The organism is Methanonatronarchaeum thermophilum, assembly GCF_002153915.1.
Taxonomy (GTDB): Archaea; Halobacteriota; Methanonatronarchaeia; order Methanonatronarchaeales; family Methanonatronarchaeaceae; genus Methanonatronarchaeum; species Methanonatronarchaeum thermophilum.
In genome coordinates this window covers 562,305-581,266 of record NZ_MRZU01000003.1, presented here as the reverse complement: position 1 = coordinate 581,266, position 18,962 = coordinate 562,305, and the positions used below count along the sequence as shown (strand labels likewise).

Genomic DNA, 18,962 nt, shown 5'->3' with positions numbered 1-18,962 from the left:
AAATAAGCCGTGGGAGCCTTGATATATGAAAAGCTCAATTAAGATGATTGAAATATGGGGTATACCAATAAAACTCCATATATCGTTCTTAATAATTCTACCACCATTTGCCTGGCTCTTTGCAAACTCCCCATTCTTTTTCCAAGGAATTGTAGAACCATGGCTCGCCTACACATTAGGCACCCTACTCACATTGATGTTCTTCTTGTGCGTATTACTTCACGAACTAGGACATTCATACGTAGCCCTTAAATACGACATCCCAATCAACAGCATTACATTAATGATTTTCGGTGGCGTCGCCGCTATGGAAGAAACTCCAGACGACCCATCTATTGAACTAAAACTAGCCATAGCAGGCCCATTAGTCAGTCTAGCAATAGGTATTGTATTACTCGCAATCAACTACCTAGCTGGCTTACCAACACCCATATTCCCAGATGAAAGATCGCTTGCAGGCATATTCATCGGATGGCTCGGATACATCAACATAATAGTTGCCGCATTCAACCTAATACCCGCATTCCCAATGGATGGCGGCCGAGTTCTAAGGTCAATCTTTGCGAAAAGAATGCCCTACCTAAAAGCAACTGAAAGAGCAGCTGGAATCGGAAAGGCATTCGCATTCTCGTTAGGGTTAGTCGGCCTACTTTTATTACCCGCAGGCATCTGGTTGATCTTGATAGCGGCATTCATCTACTTTGGAGCCTCACAAGAAGAAAAAAGCACAAAAATCACAAGGATTTTTTCAGACCTCCAAGTCAAAGACCTAATGACTGAAAATGTATTAACAGTTCAACCCGAAACCAACGCAGAAGAACTGATCGAGCTAATGATGAAAAAAAAGCACATGGGATACCCAGTAACCAAGAACGAAAAACTCGTTGGAATAATCACCTTCTCAGATATACGACAAATACCACGAGAACGCAGAGTCGCAACATATGTAAAGGACATAATGACCAAAAACCCTATAACAGTAGATCCAGAACTCGATGCAATAGAAGCCCTAAGAATCATCTCAAGAGAAAGAATAGGCCGAATCCCAGTAACAAAAAACCGACAAGTCGTAGGCATAATAAGCAGAAGCGACTTCACAACAGCAATCGAATTAGGAGAAATGGGAATGGTTCCACAAGAATAAATCAAGTTAAATCTAAATAAATCTAAAAAACTGGTTTTTTAAGGTCTAGATTTTGTTTGGGGTTGGGTTTTTGGTTTATGGTTTGTTTGTTTAGTTTTTTTATAGTTGTTTTTTGTTTTTGTTTGTTTTAGGGTATTAGGGTTTCTATGTCGATTCCTGCGAATTTTAGTAGTATGTATGCTCCTATAAATGTGCCTAGTATGCTTCCTACGTTTGCTGCTGCGGCGACGAGTATTACTTTGAATAGTTTGTTGTTTAGTAGTTCGTCTAGTTTTTCTGCGTCTTTTAGTATTTTGAGGTCTTGGCTTGATGGTTTTCTTATGTATGCTTCTGACATTCCTGCGAACCATCCGGCTGCTAGGAATGGGGAGAGTGAGGTTAGCCATGCTGTGGAGAATGCGGTTGCTATTGATAATGGGTGGGCTCTGGCTAGTAATGCGGCTATTGCTGCTAGTGAGCCGTTTATTAGGAACCAGTAGCCGAAGGCGGTTAGTATGACTGAGAGTGGTTGTCCTGCGAAAACTAGGTATCCGAATAAGGCTAGTATTGAAAGTGGTATTATTATTCCTATGGCTCGTAGGTATTTACGTGATTTAGGTATTTTTTCTAGTTCTTTTAGTGGTGGTATTTCTTCGTAGTTTTTCAAGTAGTGTTTGACTCCTTCTCCATGGCCGGCTCCAATAACTCCTAATACTTTTTTTTCTTTTTTAGCTTCTCTTAGGAGGTTTGCGGCTAGATATGCGTCTCTTTCGTTTATCAATACTTTTGCTGCGTTTGGGGAGAATTTTTCAAATTCGGAGAGCAGCATTTCTATTGTGTCGTCTTCGGTTATTTCATCTATTTTTACTTCTTTTTGGTCTCCAAATCCGAGGGCTCCAAGCACCAATGAACCCATCATCTTTAGTTTTTCTCGGAGTGTCATTTGATGCCAAAGCCTCTTCATGGTTATACGGATATCTCTATCGATTAAAGCTACTTGGATGTCTTTTTCTTCAGCTAGTTCGATAGCTTTTTTCATTTCAGCGCCTGGCTCTACACCGAGGTCGGCTCCGATTCGGTTTTGTAGGTAGGAGAGAAGCATTTGGAAAAGAAAGATGAAGACGTTTCCTTTGAGGATATCTCTAACACTTATCTCGGTGTCTTCTCCTTTAAGAGATTTATATCTAGCTATGTCAAGCTCTACAGCTACAATGTCTGGCTCTATCTTGTTTATAGCTTCTTCAACTTCCCTAACGCTTTTTTTGCTAACGTGTGCGGTTTTCAGAAGATGTATCTCGCCTTTACCCATAAAAAAACATCACCGGTTGGATCAAATCTAACAAAATTAAATAACTAATTAGTTTAATTATTTTGTTGAAGTTAATCAGTTTTAATTTAGTTTGACTTCAGTTAGTTATTTTGTGGATTTGGAAAACCTGTAGATTGGTTGAGGTTGGTTTGATTTGTTTAATTTGCAAATGTATTGTTTTTCAATTCCTGAAAAAATTACAATAAAAGTTTTTTGATGAGCTGTTCTTCTAAAATTGTTGGATTTTGGTTTTGTGTTGGGGTGGGTTGAGATAAAAATATTGGGTTAGGGGTTTGTGTATCCTATGTCTTGTACTATTTTTTCTGCGGCTTGTCTTGGTTCTCTGTGGTCGTATATGCTTCTTCCGACGATTATTTGGTCTGCTCCGGCTTGTATTGCTGTTTTTGCTCCGCCTCCTTGAACTCCGACTCCGGGTGAGAGTATTCGCATGTTTTTGCTTTGTTTTCGGACTTTTTGTAGTCTTTTTGGGTCGTTTGCTGGGGCTATTAATCCGTCGGCTCCTAGTTGGCTTGCTATATTGATTATTTCTTTTGAGGCGTGGTGTATGAAGCGTTCTGCGTCTGGGTGGGACATTTCTGCGACAACGTAGACGTCTCCGTACATCTGGTTTGCTGTTTCTATGCAGGCTTCTATGCTGTTTTTACCTGTGAATCCATGGCAGATTACTGCTGACGCACCTGCTTCGAATACATTTCTACATATTTTTCTGTTTATGTGTGGTACGTCCGCTATTTTGAGGTCTGCTATCACTGTTTTGGTTCTACTGAGTTCTTCTACGATCTGTAGTCCGTTTGAAAGGATTATTGGGTAGTTAACTTTTACAGCGTCGATTAAATCGGATATTTCGTTCGTTATGTTTATTGCACGCCTACCGTTTTCTAGGTCGGCTGCAAAAATTAGTCCAGTGTTTTTTTGCATCGATTTTATTTAATTCCTCAAAAGATTTAAGTGTTCTTCAAGTATACTGAATTCGGGACGGGGGCTAATCGGTTAATGGAAAAAACTAATAAATCAATTTCAGGATTTCTAGTTACTTTTCTAGCCTTGATGGGGTTCTGGTTACTCCTATCAGGCTATTATGACTTTGCACATATATTTATGGGAGTTATTGCTTCACTCTTGATAGCTTATATAACTCATGACCTATTTATTAGGCGGAGAGATATAACCGGCCTCCCAACTGAGATATTTAGGTTTTCTAGGTATATTTTGTGGCATTTTATCCAGATAGTGAAGGCGAACATAAATGTGGCTAAGATTGTTCTCAATCCAGAACTACCGATTTCACCTAAATTTGTTAAACATTCTCCAGAAATCGAGAGTGATATGGCTATCACAGTTTTTGGAAACTCTATAACGCTGACTCCAGGTACGTTGACTGTGAGCATCGATGAAAATCGGGAGATGCATATACATTGCCTTGCTGAACACCATTACGATGATCTGGTTGAAAGCGGTATGGAGGATAGAGTTAGGCATATATTCAGGGAGGGTGATCGATGATAGCTATGGAACAGGTGTTTTTGGTAGTCGCTATAATCTTGGTAATTACCGCTTTAATAGCTATCTATAGGGCTGTGAAAGGACCTACACTTCCTGACAGGCTTGTTGCAATCCAGGTTATAGGTACTGCGACTTTAATAGTTCTTGTTTTAATAGCTTACATCACTAACCAACCGTTGTTCATTGATGTGGCTTTAACTTATGCACTTCTTAACTTCCTTTTAGCTGTGATAGCAGGTAGATACTTGATAACGGGGGAGGTTTTCAAGTGACCACAATACTTGAAATAATCTCGATAGCGTTGATAGCTGTAGGAACTTTTTTCTTCATTGTAGGTTTGATAGGGTTGGTTAGACTACCTGATGTGTTTACAAGATTACATGCAACAACTAAATGTGATACATTGGGAGTCGGAGCTATACTACTTGGATTAATCGTCTATCAGGGATTTGATTTAACCTCAATCAAACTGTTCATGATAATATTCTTTGTCTACTTGACAAACCCAACCGCCGCACAGATAATATCTAAAGGCGGTTATGTTTCTGGAGTCAACCCCTGCAAAATAACAAACTACGATAAATGCTCTAAACAAACAATAGCCCCCAGAAGAAAAGACACCGGAGAAGACACCGGAGAAGACATCGGGGAACAAAAACCAGAAAAAATGGGTCATGGATCGGGGAAGAACCAAAAGAATGATCCATTGGAGGAGGGGGATTAAAATGGAGTTACTACTAAACCTACTGTTATTACTCCTACTGCCGATTACTGCGATTGCAGTGGTTATGGCGAAAGACCTGATCGTTGCAGCGCTAATATTCTCTGTATACAGTTTTATAATGGCAATAGTCTACGTTCAACTCAACGCACCGGATGTAGGTATAGCTGAAGCAGCAGTAGGAGCAGGAGCTACAACAATACTGTTCATAATAACTATAGTACGGACGGAGAGGATGGAGGATGAATAAAAAAATATCGATGGTTCTCGTTGGAATCGTAGGGGCAATCATGGCTATTGCAGTAGCCGACATGCCCGATTTCGGAGATCCAGAAAGCCCTGCTTCATCACACGTATCACCAACATACATACTTGAGGCGTATGATGTAGCCGGAGTTCACAACATGGTTACAGCCGTACTTGTATATTGGCGGGCATACGATACGTTTGGAGAGATAACCGTTATATTCGCGGCTGGAATAGCAATTATGGCGTTACTTGGATGGGATTAACAATGTCGGACTTAATGAAGAACGAGGTATTGATGGAAAATGTTTCTAGACTGCTTATTCCCGCTATCATGTTGTTCGGCGCATACGTAATAGGGCATGGACACGTTTCACACGGCGGAGGTTTCCAAGGTGGAGTTATCGTATCCGCCGCATTCGTATTATACATATTAGTATATGGTCTGGATAAAGGACGTGATTTCGCCAACAAAACCGTTAGACGTTTGATGGAGTCTGGTGGAACACTTATATTCATCTTAGTTGGATTGGCAGCTATGTTATGGGGTGGAAACTTTCTAGAATACCCCGCAATACCACTACCATATCCAGATACAACAACCATACTTACCTTTATAGCTGTACTTGAAATAGCGATAGGCATAACGGTAACAGCAATAGTTGTATCGATTTTCATAACAATGGGAGGTGAAACGAGAGTATGAACTTTGAGTTCTACCTCCTCCACTACAACTACTGGGTCAGCATCATACTATTCATGATCGGTCTTTACGCCATGATAGCTAAAAAGAACTTAATAAAGAAATTCATGGGTTTAAACATAGTTGAAACCTCAATATTCCTTTTCTATATATCGATGGCTGATAAAGCCGATGCAATAGCACCAGTACTCTATAACTACGACCAAGTAAATGTAGACCAACATGCAAACCCACTACCATCGATAATCATACTCACCGCGATAGTAATCGCCTTAGCAATAACAGCAACCGCGTTAGCATTGATAATACGGATATACGAAGAATATGGAACCTTAAATTCAGACGAAATAGAGGAGCTGTGGTAAACTGAGCGCTATCGAAAACCAACTTCCAATGCTTATAATCCTCCTACCACTCCTAGGAGCATACATAGTACCATTGGTAGGATATTTCAAACCAAAACTAACCAACATACTAACAACAATCATAATACTCATAACAACAATACTCGCAGTAATACTTGCAAGCGAGATATTAGTGAATGGAGAGATCTATTACTTCACCGTTGGAGAAGAACCTCCATGGGGAGTTGAAATACTCGCAGACCACCTCGCAGCCCTCATGGCCCTAATAGTATTAGGCGTAACACTTCTAGCAACAATATTTTCAAAAAAATACGTAAAACACAGTCTTAAACCAAAAAAAGAAGTCTTGTATTACACCTTAATCCTATTGATGACCGGTGGGCTACTGTGGTTTATAATGGCTGCAGACGCCTTCAACATGTTCGTCGGTCTAGAAATATTCTCAATAGCTTCATACAGCTTAACAGCTATTTCACAAGATAAAAAAGCATTAACAGCAGCATTTAACTACCTCTTAATGGGTGCCGTAGGATCCGCGTTCTTCCTCCTCGGAATCGGATACCTATATATAATGACCGGGACCTTGAACTTCGCAGACCTCGCAGCCAGAATAGTAGAACTCGACCTATATCCATCGACAGCGATATTCGCATCAATCGCCTTCATAGTAACAGGCCTCAGCATAAAAAGCGCGTTGTTCCCCCTACACGTATGGCTCCCCGACGCACACTCAAAAGCATTAAGCCCTGTGTCAGCATTATTCTCAGCCGTACTAGTCGAAGTAACCGCCTATGGATTAATAAGGATATTACTCACCGTATACGGCTATGAATACATAACAGAAATAATACCACTAACAACAGTATTCCTAATACTAGCCGGAATCGCAGTATTGTTCGGTTCATTACTCGCAATATACCAGACAGACATAAAGAGAATGCTTGCCTACTCAAGCGTCAGTCAGATGGGATACATAATGTTTGGATTCGGCCTAGGAACATCACTAGGATTATCCGCCGGACTCCTACACTTATTCAACCACGCATTAATGAAATCCGCGTTATTCCTAGCAGCAGGAGCAGTCATCTACCTAACAGGCAAAAGAAACATCTACGACTACAGTGGTTTAGGTAAAAAAATGCCATACACAATGGCCTTCTTCGGCATCGCAGCCCTAGCAATGATAGGCATACCACCCACAAACGGATTCATAAGCAAGTTCTACCTCGCATGGGCAGCAGTGGACATAGGACAATGGATCTTCGTGATAGTAATACTACTAAGCAGCATACTAAACGCAATATACTTCTTCAGAGTCCTAAACATAGCGTACACAAGAGAAACCGAAGACATGTCAAAAATCAAAGAACCAATAACAATAATCCTACCGATAGGAATACTCGCAATATCCTGCATAATATTCGGATTTGGATTCTCAATACCACTAGACCTAATCGAACCATTCGCAGAAGCACTAATGCAATAAAAAACCATAAAAAAACCAAAAAACACCGCAAACAACACTAAACAAACAAAAACAAAAACAAAACTAAAATAAACTAAACAAATACCTAAAACAAAAAAATGGAGAACAACCTGGTGAAAAAATGACGACTGTAACAGATATCAGACCACTACTAATAGTCTTAATAGGCCTAATAGCACCCGTCCTAATCTATATGGCGGGAGAAAAACGCCGAAACATAAGAGAAGGCATCACATTCCTCACGTCAATAACAATCTTCGTTCTAGTAGCCTCAATGGCCCCCCACATATACGGGGGTGGAGAATACGTACTGGAAACCCCCGAACTAATCCCAGGCATCTCCATATCCTTCTTAGTAGACCCATTGGGAATGTTCTTCGCGCTCCTCGCCAGCATCCTATGGATAGTTACCTCGATGTTCTCCGTAGGCTACATGCGGGGTTTAAAAGAACACAAACAAACAAGGTATTACGCAGCCTTCGCAATCTCAATAGCTGCAACAATGGGTATCGCCACATCACAAAACCTATTCACACTCTTCATATTCTACGAAATCCTAACAATCGCAACATACCCCCTCGTCATACACGAAGAAAACAAAAAAGCCATGAAAGCCGGTTGGAAATACCTCGGCTATACATTAACAGCCGGAGCAATATTCCTACTACTCGCCCTAATCATAACATACGACATATCAGGAACACTAACATTCGCCGACAACGGATTCCTAACACAAGAAATGGCCTCAACACAGATGCTACAACTTCTATTCATAATCTTCATAATAGGCTTCGGAGTAAAAGCAGCAATCATGCCACTACACGGCTGGCTCCCATCAGCAATGATAGCTCCAACCCCCGTTTCAGCACTACTTCACTGTGTAGCAGTAGTTAAATCAGGTACCTTCGGCGTAATACGAGTCGTAAACAACGTATTCGGAGTAGAACTCACCGGTGCAATCGGAATGGGAATCGCACTCGCAACCATCGCCTCAATAACAATAATACTATCCATGCTGATCGCACTTAAAAAAGACAAACTCAAAGCAAAACTCGCATACTCAACCATAAACGAACTATCATACATCGTATTAGGAGCCGCCCTACTAAGCTACTTCGGAATAGCAGGAAGCATAATACACATATCAAACCACGCATTCATGAAAATAGGGATGTTCTTCTTCGCAGGAGCAGTCTTCGTAGCAACAGGAAAAGAATACGTAAGCGAAATGGACGGCATAGGCTGGCGAATGCCAATACCAACACTCGTATTCTCAGTAGGAGCAGTAAGCCTAGCAGGAATCCCACCCCTAGTAGGATTCGTATCAAAATGGTACCTAATAAAAGGAGCAGTACAAGCCGAACTCTACATATTCGTGCTAGTACTAATAGCAAGCGCAATACTAAACATACTCGTCTTCTGGCCAGTCATATACAGAGCATTCTTCAAAAAACCAGATGTAAAAGTAAAAGCACCAGTACCCAAATGGATATCAATCCCAATGGTATTCGCAATGGCAGGAACAATACTACTAGGCCTGTTCGCACTACTACCATACGGCTTCCTAGAACTAGCATTCATAGCAGCAGACACATACCTACCTTAAAACCCATATACTATTCAAATAGTAACAACCTCATATAGTATATGGATAGGTGTCTCCTCACCCAATTTTTATATTAGACTAAAGATAATTCCAACAAACCTAAACAGTACAACAAAAAAACTGCATGCGCATACAATGAGATATCATATATGTAGGTTTGTGCATACATGATTTTTTTATTGTAGTTTTTTTAGGTCGCTTTATAGTTGAAAAATAAAATTGATAATTTAACTTTTTAAAGTGCTGAATTAAAATTGATAAAGGGGTTTTTACTACGTCAAAGATTACTAAAAGAACTATAATATTTTTGGTTTTAACTTTTGGGTTAATGTATATTTCACATGCCATGATTGTTTTTTTACTTGAAACAACATCGTTAGAGTGGGGTAGCCTACCTTTAAATGTACTTAGTATTATTGGTGGGGGTGCTCCAGCATTTGCAGCAATTATAATGTTGTTTAAAATGTACAGCGAAGAAGAGAAAAAAACATATTGGAAACGTGTCTTTCTATATAAAGTTCATTTTTTCTGGTGGATTTTAGCACTTTTCTCACCGCTTGTTATAGGTCTGGTTGCAAATCTTATCTATAACGATGGTTGGTGGTATCCTGGTTTGGAAATGGCTGAAATCATTGCTTTTCCAATTTTATTTGGTTTTATGATTTTTGCTGGCGGTATTGAAGAACTTGGATGGCGTGGTATTTTACAAGATACTCTATCAAAAAAACTAAATCTAATGGTAATAGGTATAGGTATAGGTGTTTTATGGGGTGTTTGGCATGCTCCTTTATTTTTAATTGATGTTTTTGCTCATTATGATTATGCATTTTCAACATATCTTCTTTCTACAGTTGTTTATTCTCTAATTTTAACACTTATATTTTACAAAACAAAAAGCATTCTCCTTCCTGTATTAATGCATGCTAGCATCAATGCATTTGGAAATTTAGGGTTTGGTATTCCATTGGAAATACACACTCCTTTGATACTGTTCCTTGTAGTACTATTAATCGCTTTTACATTTGTTCTTCATTTTGTTGAAAACAAATAAGTTATTATCAAAAAATCGAGGATTTTAGATATCTACTTAGGCCATGTTGTCTGTATAGAACAAATTTTTGATTATGTACTAAATACTTAATAGCTAAATCAAAAAACCGGTTAGTTAAGTATAACCACCTTTGACTTGATCGTGATTCATGAGCGTATAATTAATATGGTATCTTTGTGCACACACAATTTTTTTATTGTTGTTTTTCTCTTAATGTGTATCTAATAATATAGGGGGTTTTTTATTGTGGATGTGTTTTTTGTTTTTCTAAAAATAGCATGTGGAAGGGCACAACCAACTTAAAAAATAAAATGGATATGAGGGGTTTATGTTTTGAGTTTTTTTCTTGCGGGCTCTAAGACCTCGTTTAGGTATTCTTTGGCTGTGTTTTTGAGGTCTAGTGGGTGTAGTTCACCGGTTTTGTAGTCTTTTGCTAGCTCTTTGTATTGGGTGTATGTTAGGTTGCCTCCGAATTTTTCGGGTCTTTCAATTGTTATTTCTTCGTATCTGGGCATAACGTGGTATTTCATTATTTCGGTTATAGGGTTGTTTTCTAGTTGTTTTTCTGGACAGTAGGCGTCCATTATTTTTTCTTCTACTTTTTCAGGGGTGTCGGAGATGTCTATCCAGTTGTCTTTAGAGGAACTCATTTTTTCTCCGTCCAATCCTGTTAGTATTGGTGTGTGGATGCATATTGGTGAGTTATATCCTACTTTTGGAAGTTTCTCTCTAGCAAGCATGTGGATTTTACGTTGGTCTGTACCACCCATAGCTACGTCTACATCTAGCCAGCCGATGTCTATGGCTTGCATTATTGGGTATAACATCTGACCCATGATTGGGTTTTCATGTCGTCGGGAGATTTCATCCATACTTCTTGTAGCTCTGTTCAAAGTAACTTGAAGTGAGAGTTCATACACCTTTTTTGTGTATTCTTCATCTAGTTGGTATTCACTTCCGAAAATGAACTCAGTTTTATCTGGATCTAAACCGTAAGCTAAAAAACATTTTTTGTTCATCTCAGCTGTTTCTTTAATATCTGGAAGACTGCCTTTTTCATTTAGATATGCATGGAAATCTGCTAACAATACCTTTACTTTAAAACCAGCTTTTTGGAGGTCAATAAGTTTGTTAGCCGTCATTAGATGTCCTAGATGGAGAGCTCCGCTAGGTTCGTAACCAACGTAGGTGACTGGCTGTTCTTCATCCTTTAATAGCTCCTTCAACTCATCTTCTACAACAATTTCCTCTGTATTCCTAGTAACCAACGAATATCTATCCAAATTCATATAGAATCACTTACAAAAAACCTTATTGTGTTTTTGCACTCATCAGAACTATATTTCTCGACCGAACTACCAGATAACAGTGATGTTCTTAATCCTTAAAACATTCGAGTTTAACAGCATATATAACCGGTACTGTATCTGGAAAATCATTAATACATTGTTCAATTAAAATAAACCGATGTCAATTCATCCAATAGAAGGCAGGTATGGTTCTGAAGAGATGCGGGAGATATGGAAGAAGAAATCCGAACTAGAGTTCATGCTAAAAGTTGAAGCTGCTTTAGCTAGAGCTGAAGCAGAGTTTGGTTTAATCCCAGATGAGGCTGCAGATGAGATTAATGAAAAAGCTAACCTAGATTACGTTTCGCTTGAAAGAGTGAAAGAGATTGAAGCCGAGATAAAACACGATATAATGGCTATTGTGAAAGCATTGTCAGAACAATGTGAAGGCGATGCAGGTGAATACGTACATCTAGGGGCTACAAGCAATGACATTTCCGACACAACCAGAGCACTTCAATTCAAAAACTCCCTCTCAATAATAATGAGGCGGTTACGAGAGTTAGAGGACTCCTTGATAGAAAAATCAAAAATAACTAAAACCCTGGCTTGTGTAGGCCGTACACACGGACAACACGCAGTTCCAACCACAGTTGGCCATAAATTTGCTATCTATGCAGCGGAGATACGAAGACATATAGATAGAATCGAGGAACTCAAGCCACGTATACTGGTTGGTCAGATTACAGGGGCCGTCGGAACTCAAGCCTCTTTAGGAGATGTTGGAGAAGATATCCACAAACGAGTGAATGAAATACTGGGGCTTAAACCGGTAACCATCTCAAACCAAGTGATCCAGAGAGATAGATATGCTGAATTAATATCAAAACTAGCAATAATATCCAGTTCCCTTGATAAAATAGCCAAAGAGGTTAGAAACCTTCAGAGAACAGAGATAGGTGAAATGCAAGAACCATTTGGAGACAAACAAGTTGGTTCAAGCACGATGCCTCAAAAGAAAAACCCGATGCGCAGCGAAAGAATCGGTGGGCTTGCAAAAGTAGTTCGGTCAAATGTAACAACAGAACTAGAGAACGTACCTCTAGAACACGAAAGAGACCTTACCAACTCCTCATCTGAAAGAATGGTACTACCAACAACATTCCTCTTAGTAGATGAACAACTCAAACTCATGAAATACATAGTAGACGGATTAGTCATAGACGAAGAAAACATCGAGAAAGTTCTCAACATGACCGGTGGATTAAACATGAGCGAAGCAGTAATGATCGAGTTGTTTAAAAAAGGATTAGGCCGGCAAACAGCACACAAAGTTGTTAGAGACTGCGCAATGGACGCATACCAATCCAACAAAACATTAAAACAAGCATTGATGGAAAACCAGGTAGTCAGAGAACACATGACCGATGAAGAAATAGATAAAGTAATAGATCCTTCAAACTACCTAGGCTGTGTAAACGAACATATAGAAAACGTGGTAGACAACTACGAAAAAAACAGGGAGGTATAAAACAGTGACGATTTGGGGCGCCACATCCACAAAACTAAAAACAAAACTTGATAAAAAAATCGATAAACCAATAGAAACTCACAAAAAAAACGGTATACATATATCAATACAGAAAAACCATCCAGAATCAGAGATAATCGAGAAAAAAAACACCACAATAGCAGTATCAGGTGTGTTATACAGAAACAAAAAACCAAACCTGAAAAAAACAATCCAAGAAACCGAAAGCCCCAAAAAACTAATAAAAATGGATGGAGAGTTCGCATTCGCATGGCAAACCAAAAACCAAATAACACTAGGCAGAGATCACATCGGAACCATACCCCTATACTACACAAAAACAACCGATGGAATAGCATTCTCAACCAACAAAAAAACACTACTACAAACAACCAACAAAAAACCACATAGAATAACTCCAGGCCACATACACACAATCAGAGACAACAAAATAACAGATAAAGTTATAATCAAAACACGTGAAACAAAAAAAGAGATAGATAAAAACAAAAAACCTGAAGAATACGGAAAACAACTAATAAAAAAACTAGACCAAGCCATCCAAAAAAGAATCAACGGTGAAACGGCAATAGCATTCTCAGGCGGTATAGACAGCTCTTTAATAGCAAAACTCGCAAGCAAACACACAGAAACAACCCTATACACCGTAGGATATACAGACTCCCCCGACATAAAATGGAGCAAAAAAGCAGCAAAAAACCTAAACCTCCCCCACAAACCGATAGAGATAGACCTCAACCAAATAGAAAAAACAATACCAAAAACCATAGAGACAACATGCGACGCAACCCGACTCACAACAGGAGTCGGCCTACCATTCTACATACTAGCCGAACAACTAAAAAAAGACGGATATACAACAATACTAACCGGCCAAGGCTCAGACGAACTATTCGGAGGATACACAAAATACAGAAACACAGAAAACCCAGAAACCGAGATGTACAAAGACATCGAACATATAGCTAAAAAAGACCTAGAACGAGACCACCAAATATTCACCGCCCATGGGATAATACCTAAAAACCCATTCCTAGACCAAAAATTCGTCGAAACCGCATTATCTATACCACTTAAACACCGAACCCCAAACTCAAACCAAATCGAAAAACAAATATTGAGAACTGGAGCCAAAAAAATACTCCCCCAAGACATCACACAAAGACCTAAAAAATCCCTACAATACGGAAGCAGAATCGACCGTGAAATAGACCGTATAGCCAGAAGAAACGGATACAAAAGAAGAGAAAAACACCACGTCGACAAATACCTTGCATCAATAGCAAAAGAAATATTTGAAGAAAAAAACTTAAAGCACGTCACGCGCAGCTTTAATAACTGAACTCTGAGTAACCAAACCCACCAAACTACCACCACTAACAATAGGAATACGCTGGATACCAGTTTCAACCATAATATCGGCAAGCTCCTTAACCGAGGTATCAACATCCTTAGTTATAACATCCCGCGTCATCATTTCAGAAACCCTGAACTCAGGTGGCGCAGGACACAAAGTAATATCTCTCAAAGTGATAAACCCAACAATACGCCCCTCAACAGTGACAGGAAGACCACCAACATTATTCCTAGACATAACCAACCTTGCTTTAGCAAGATGATCATCAGGACCAATACAAACAACACGACTACAAGGAATCATTATATCCCCAGCTTTAATACCACTCAAACAAACAACCTCCTGAACAAAACAACATTACAATAAACCGTATACCACCTAATAGTAAATAACTCCTACCCACAAACAAAAACACAAAACAAAACAAACAGAATAAACTTAATAAAAGAAAATTTCCTAAAAAATATTGAAAAAGTTCTGTAAACCAATAAAAAGAAATGTTAAGGGATAGTTTGAAGGTATGGGAAGAACAAAAAAACAAACAACCGACTGATAAATAAATTAAAAATGAAATCAGCTCCACAACTTAACTTATATGGAAAACTGGTTGAACCACCTATAACTTGGTTTTTCATTAAAGCTCTGATTTCTAATTTCAAGATCAAAATGAGATAAATCAAAATGGAGGTGTTAATCTGGGAAAAAAGAATGACAATGATGGAAATACACATAGGAGCCCAAGACTTCCACGTGGAAGAGAGATACAGGCCCGTGTGATAAATATGCTTGGTGCTAACAGAGTTAGAGTTCATTCAGAAGATGGTGAAACCCGTATTGCGAGAATACCGGGTAAAATGCAGAAAAGAAACTGGATAAGAGAAGACGATGTCGTACTCATCGAGCCTTGGGACTTCCAAGATGAAAAAGCCGATATAAAATGGAGATACAAACAGTGGGATGTCCGTTGGCTAAGAGAGCATGGTAAGCTGAAAGTATAAAAAACTGTCTAATTGAAGAAAAATGCCGGAAAATATAGACTACGTAAAAATCCCCAACGACAGAATAGGGGTATTGATAGGTAAAAAAGGTAGAACAAAAGAAGATATAGAGGCGCGAACAGGCGTTAAACTAACTATCGATAGTAATGACGGAAACGTCGAAATAAACAGAGAAGACGCCGACCCAGTTCTAGGGTGGAAGACAAGCAAGGTAGTTAGAGCAATAGGCCGGGGATTCACACCAGAAAAAGCAGTCAAACTACTCAAAGACAACTACGTACTACAGATACTTGATATAACAAACTACGCTACAACAAAGAAATCAAGAAAAAGACTGAAAGGAAGGGTAATAGGTAAAAAAGGGAAAACCCGAAACCTACTAGAAGACATATCGGGAACAAACATATCAATATATGGAAAAACAGTCTCCTGTATAGGCAAACCCGAAAGGGTAACAGCAACAATAGAAGCAATAGAGATGATATTAAACGGAGCTCCACATGGACACGCATATAGATTCCTGAAAGAAAACATACCCACATCCGGAGAGATCGAATACGTCCGCACAGACCACCGGCCCGGCACAATACCGAACGAAAGCCAGAACGAGTAAAGAAACCACAAAAAACCATAGAAAAAATAAGATAGTTCTGATCTGACGCAGCCCTCTTATAGATAGGGGTTTTTTGTAGATCTGGACATCTATATCTATAGGTGTGTGTTTATCTATGTCTGTGTTTTTTGGTCAGGTATCCACCTGACCGTTTTTGTTTTTTAGTTGGCGTTTAACTCTTTTTTCACCATTTTGTTGAATTCTTCTATTGCTTTGTCTATTTTGTGTGGTGGTATTTTTCCTTGTGCTATTTTTTCGTTGCCGCCTCCACCGCCACTGTATTTTTTGGTTATTGTTTGAAGTAGTTTGTTTGCGTTTAATCCTTTATTTATTGCTTCTTTGCTTACTGAGATTGCTGTGTGTCCTTGGTCTCCTGTTATCATGGATGTGGCTCCTCTGTTCGATGTTTCTTCTGCTGTTGCTCTTATTTCATCCATTTTGGCTTCGGTTAGTTTTTGGCTTACTATTTTTATTCCGTTGACCTCGACTGCTTCGTTTGATAGTTGTTGTCTACGTAGTTTGGCTAGTTCTTGTTGTAGTCTATCGATCTCTTTTCCTCGTTCTTTCCATTCGTTGAAGAACCTCTCGGCTGTTTTAGGTAGTTCTTGGTAGTGAACTGAGAATTTGTCGGATGTTTGTTGTAGTATTTCGTCTCTTTCGTGTATGCTTTCGATGGCGGCTTCTCCGGCGGAGAAATTTAGTCTTATAACACCGTCTTGGACGCTTTCGGTTGATAGTATTTTTATTGGTCCTATTTTACCTGTGCTTTCGCAGTGTGTACCACCACATGCCTGTACGTTCCAGTCTTCGGTTTCTACGACACGTATTTCGTCGCCCATTGGTACTCCGCCTTGGTATAAGACGTATCCATGTTTTTTTTCCGCTTCGTTCCGATCCATGGTTTTTGTTGTTACTGAACGGTTGTCCATTACGATTTGGTTGATCTTCCATTCGATCTCTTTTATCTCGTTCATGGTGATGGGTTTGTAATGGCTTATGTCCAGTCGTGCTTGACTTGTTGATAGGTTTGATCCTTGTTGGAATACGTGGTATCCTAGTACGTTTCTTGCGGCTCCTAGCAGTACGTGTGTTGCGGTGTGATGTCTTGTGTGTGCTCTTCTTCTTTCTTGGTCTATTTTGCCTTGTACTACAACTCCTTTCTTTATATCGCTGCCGTCTCCGTTTTCGTTTTCAAATGTATGAACTACAACGTCTCCTATTTTCTGTACGTCTGTTATGTTGTAGATACGTTCACCTGTATCGATTGTTCCGTGGTCTGCTGGTTGGCCACCACCCTCTGGATAGAATAAGGTTTGGTCTAGAACGATTTTGTTCTCGAATGAATCTATTATAACTCCTTCGAAACTTATGTCGTTTGGTTGGCTGTAGAACAAGAGTTTTGTAGCGGGATAATCTTTTAATCTCTCTTCTAGTTCTGTTGGTTCTTCAACTTCTTTCGTTTCTCCTTCATGTTTTTTTGCAACTCTTGTATAGAAGTCGTCTGGAACCTCTACATCGACACCTACCTCTTCGCCAACCTCCTTAATTATTTCAGGGGGGACTCCATGTGTGTCATATAGCTCGAGAACCGAGTCTAGAGGTATCTCACCATCTTTATCATGGTAGTGTTCAGCGGTTTTTTTAACTAGGTTTCTGCCTTTTGAAACGGTTTCATCGAATCTTTTTTCTTCTAAATCAACTATCTCCAGTATTATATCTTCACGTCTCTTGAATTCAGGGTAGTCGTCTTTCATCATGTCTATTTGTAGTTGAACAATCTCAGATAACGGTGTTTCTATCTCTAAAGACATCATCATTCTTAAGGCACGTCGAATTACGTGGCGAGCTAGATATCCGGCTTTCACGTTTGAAGGAACGATACCGTCTCCAAGCATAAATGTGATTGTCCGGCTGTGGTCAACTATTGCGTAAGCCTCTTCAATAGGCTCCATCATCTCTTTTAGTTGATCTACATCGAAATCCAGTCTATCTGCAACTTTTCTACGTATCTCCATTAGGTCGCTGCCGACCTCAACATCCATGTAGCCAGATAGTTTGGCGTGTTCACCAAGTAGTTCCCGGTATTCAGGGTCTTTTAAGTGGTGGTTTATTCCAGCTAAATCCACAACATGGTTGACCGCTTCATCGAAAACAGCGTCATATATGGTTGGACTTCCTTTAGAAGCCCACACAATTCTCTCCAAACCATATCCAGTGTCTACAATCGTTGAATCCATTTTTCGGTACCGGTCACCTTTAATTTCATACTCACCATTTGGATCCAACTCCATGTTCATGAAAACAAGAGTGGCGAGCTCTAACCCACGACATAAAACTTCAAAAGCTGGACCTGCGTTTCCACCACCAGCCCAAGGGTTTTCTTTATAAATAATCTCTCTACCAGGTATACCAAGTTCAGTGAAAAACTCATGGCACAACTCTACTGTTTTATCTTTCCAATAAATATGTTCTTCATCAAAATTGAAGGCATGATGTGCCATCATTTCAAAATTAGTTAGATGTCTACCGCTTCTACCAACCGAATCGATGTCATCAAGCCGTATACACGGTTGAGATATCGTTAACGGGTTTGCTGGAGGCAGGCAATGGCCACCGGTCACATGAGGCTGGAAATCAGCTATCGAAGCGATGGTTAGGAATATATCGTCCCTCCATCTAGCGATGACCGGTCGACGTTCAACACGATCGTGCATACGGTCTTCGAAAAAACTTAGGTAGTGTTCCCGCATCTCCGTTAAATTAAACTCTCCATCGATAGGTGGATTTTCGATAAACGAGTAATCATCACAAGGAGGATCTCCACAGGTTTCTCGATCTCCATCTAAACTCCAGAAATAGTATCCACACTCACTACATTCTTTTCTTATAAAATCATTGTCCTGAAGGAAATCCAGTTTATACTCATTTTCTAAACTCATAGTAGTATCTCGACTTATCTATTATAGAGATAACAATAAAATCTATGCAAAAAACTGGTTTACAAACCAGTGGAATAAAA

20 protein-coding genes are annotated in these 18,962 nt (G+C 39.5%); 15 read left to right on the top strand and 5 right to left on the bottom strand.

Annotated features, from left to right (window positions below; genetic code table 11):
* Positions 1 to 25: 25 nt before the first annotated feature.
* Positions 26 to 1,144, top strand: a complete 1,119-nt coding sequence (locus tag AMET1_RS04150) for a CBS domain-containing protein (protein ID WP_086637209.1) — start codon at positions 26 to 28, stop codon at positions 1,142 to 1,144.
* A gap of 127 nt (positions 1,145 to 1,271) precedes the next feature.
* Here the strand turns inward: AMET1_RS04150 and AMET1_RS04145 are convergent, their stop codons facing one another.
* Positions 1,272 to 2,432, bottom strand: a complete 1,161-nt coding sequence (locus AMET1_RS04145; protein WP_086637208.1) for a TraB/GumN family protein — start codon at positions 2,430 to 2,432, stop codon at positions 1,272 to 1,274.
* Between the two features lie 285 nt (positions 2,433 to 2,717).
* Positions 2,718 to 3,371, bottom strand: coding sequence for an orotidine-5'-phosphate decarboxylase (gene pyrF / locus AMET1_RS04140; protein WP_086637207.1), 654 nt, complete (start codon positions 3,369 to 3,371; stop codon positions 2,718 to 2,720).
* Positions 3,372 to 3,446: 75 nt separating this feature from the next.
* On the opposite strand from pyrF, the gene AMET1_RS04135 reads away from it, so the two are divergent.
* The 10 genes from AMET1_RS04135 to AMET1_RS04090 all read left to right on the top strand — a co-directional run bounded on the left by AMET1_RS04135 (position 3,447) and on the right by AMET1_RS04090 (position 10,134).
* Positions 3,447 to 3,956, top strand: a complete 510-nt coding sequence (locus AMET1_RS04135) for a Na+/H+ antiporter subunit E (RefSeq protein WP_086637206.1) — start codon at positions 3,447 to 3,449, stop codon at positions 3,954 to 3,956.
* Positions 3,953 to 4,228 (top strand): monovalent cation/H+ antiporter complex subunit F, encoded by a 276-nt coding sequence (locus tag AMET1_RS04130; RefSeq protein ID WP_086637205.1) that lies wholly within the window; start codon positions 3,953 to 3,955, stop codon positions 4,226 to 4,228. The genes AMET1_RS04135 and AMET1_RS04130 overlap by 4 nt, the downstream gene beginning before the upstream one ends.
* Positions 4,225 to 4,680: a monovalent cation/H(+) antiporter subunit G gene (gene mnhG, locus AMET1_RS04125; protein WP_201721272.1), complete on the top strand. Its 456-nt coding sequence runs from the start codon at positions 4,225 to 4,227 to the stop codon at positions 4,678 to 4,680. The genes AMET1_RS04130 and mnhG overlap by 4 nt, the downstream gene beginning before the upstream one ends.
* Position 4,681: 1 nt before the next feature.
* Positions 4,682 to 4,927 (top strand): Na(+)/H(+) antiporter subunit B, encoded by a 246-nt coding sequence (locus tag AMET1_RS04120; RefSeq protein WP_086637204.1) that lies wholly within the window; start codon positions 4,682 to 4,684, stop codon positions 4,925 to 4,927.
* The gene (gene mbhE / locus AMET1_RS04115; protein WP_086637203.1) at positions 4,920 to 5,189 is read left to right on the top strand and encodes a hydrogen gas-evolving membrane-bound hydrogenase subunit E; all 270 of its coding nucleotides are present in this window, start codon (positions 4,920 to 4,922) and stop codon (positions 5,187 to 5,189) included. Before AMET1_RS04120 ends, mbhE begins: the two co-directional genes overlap by 8 nt.
* A 2-nt stretch (positions 5,190 to 5,191) precedes the next feature.
* A complete protein-coding gene (locus AMET1_RS04110; RefSeq protein ID WP_161490755.1) occupies positions 5,192 to 5,629 on the top strand; it encodes an MnhB domain-containing protein in 438 nt (145 codons plus the stop codon).
* Entirely contained in the window at positions 5,626 to 5,991 is a 366-nt protein-coding gene (locus tag AMET1_RS04105) for a cation:proton antiporter subunit C (protein ID WP_086637201.1), read from the top strand. The genes AMET1_RS04110 and AMET1_RS04105 overlap by 4 nt, the downstream gene beginning before the upstream one ends.
* A gap of 28 nt (positions 5,992 to 6,019) precedes the next feature.
* Entirely contained in the window at positions 6,020 to 7,477 is a 1,458-nt protein-coding gene (locus AMET1_RS04100; protein ID WP_086637200.1) for a complex I subunit 5 family protein, read from the top strand.
* A 121-nt stretch (positions 7,478 to 7,598) separates the two neighbouring features.
* Positions 7,599 to 9,083 carry a proton-conducting transporter transmembrane domain-containing protein gene (locus AMET1_RS04095; RefSeq protein ID WP_086637199.1) on the top strand — a complete coding sequence of 495 codons (1,485 nt, stop codon included), beginning with the start codon at positions 7,599 to 7,601 and terminating at the stop codon, positions 9,081 to 9,083.
* Between the two features lie 328 nt (positions 9,084 to 9,411).
* A complete protein-coding gene (locus tag AMET1_RS04090) occupies positions 9,412 to 10,134 on the top strand; it encodes a CPBP family intramembrane glutamic endopeptidase (protein WP_086637198.1) in 723 nt (240 codons plus the stop codon).
* Between the two features lie 326 nt (positions 10,135 to 10,460).
* Here AMET1_RS04090 and AMET1_RS04085 read toward each other — a convergent pair whose 3' ends face one another.
* Positions 10,461 to 11,417 (bottom strand): tyrosine--tRNA ligase, encoded by a 957-nt coding sequence (locus AMET1_RS04085; RefSeq protein WP_086637384.1) that lies wholly within the window; start codon positions 11,415 to 11,417, stop codon positions 10,461 to 10,463.
* Between the two features lie 184 nt (positions 11,418 to 11,601).
* Between AMET1_RS04085 and purB the strand changes: the two genes are divergently transcribed.
* On the top strand, positions 11,602 to 12,954 hold the full coding sequence (purB, locus tag AMET1_RS04080; RefSeq protein ID WP_086637197.1) for an adenylosuccinate lyase: 1,353 nt from the start codon (positions 11,602 to 11,604) through the stop codon (positions 12,952 to 12,954).
* Positions 12,955 to 12,958: 4 nt separating this feature from the next.
* Positions 12,959 to 14,317, top strand: a complete 1,359-nt coding sequence (locus AMET1_RS04075; RefSeq protein ID WP_086637196.1) for a DUF7411 family protein — start codon at positions 12,959 to 12,961, stop codon at positions 14,315 to 14,317.
* Here the strand turns inward: AMET1_RS04075 and AMET1_RS04070 are convergent.
* Positions 14,285 to 14,662 carry a CBS domain-containing protein gene (locus tag AMET1_RS04070; protein WP_201721270.1) on the bottom strand — a complete coding sequence of 126 codons (378 nt, stop codon included), beginning with the start codon at positions 14,660 to 14,662 and terminating at the stop codon, positions 14,285 to 14,287. The two genes, AMET1_RS04075 and AMET1_RS04070, sit on opposite strands and share 33 nt — an antisense overlap.
* A gap of 431 nt (positions 14,663 to 15,093) precedes the next feature.
* On the opposite strand from AMET1_RS04070, the gene AMET1_RS04065 reads away from it, so the two are divergent.
* Complete coding sequence (locus AMET1_RS04065; protein ID WP_236629434.1) at positions 15,094 to 15,330, top strand: translation initiation factor eIF-1A; 237 nt, start codon at positions 15,094 to 15,096, stop codon at positions 15,328 to 15,330.
* Between the two features lie 22 nt (positions 15,331 to 15,352).
* On the top strand, positions 15,353 to 15,943 hold the full coding sequence (locus AMET1_RS04060; protein ID WP_086637194.1) for a KH domain-containing protein: 591 nt from the start codon (positions 15,353 to 15,355) through the stop codon (positions 15,941 to 15,943).
* 161 nt (positions 15,944 to 16,104) lie between these two features.
* On the opposite strand, the gene alaS is transcribed toward AMET1_RS04060, so the two are convergent.
* A complete protein-coding gene (gene alaS, locus AMET1_RS04055; RefSeq protein WP_086637193.1) occupies positions 16,105 to 18,882 on the bottom strand; it encodes an alanine--tRNA ligase in 2,778 nt (925 codons plus the stop codon).
* Between the last annotated feature and the right edge of the window lie 80 nt (positions 18,883 to 18,962).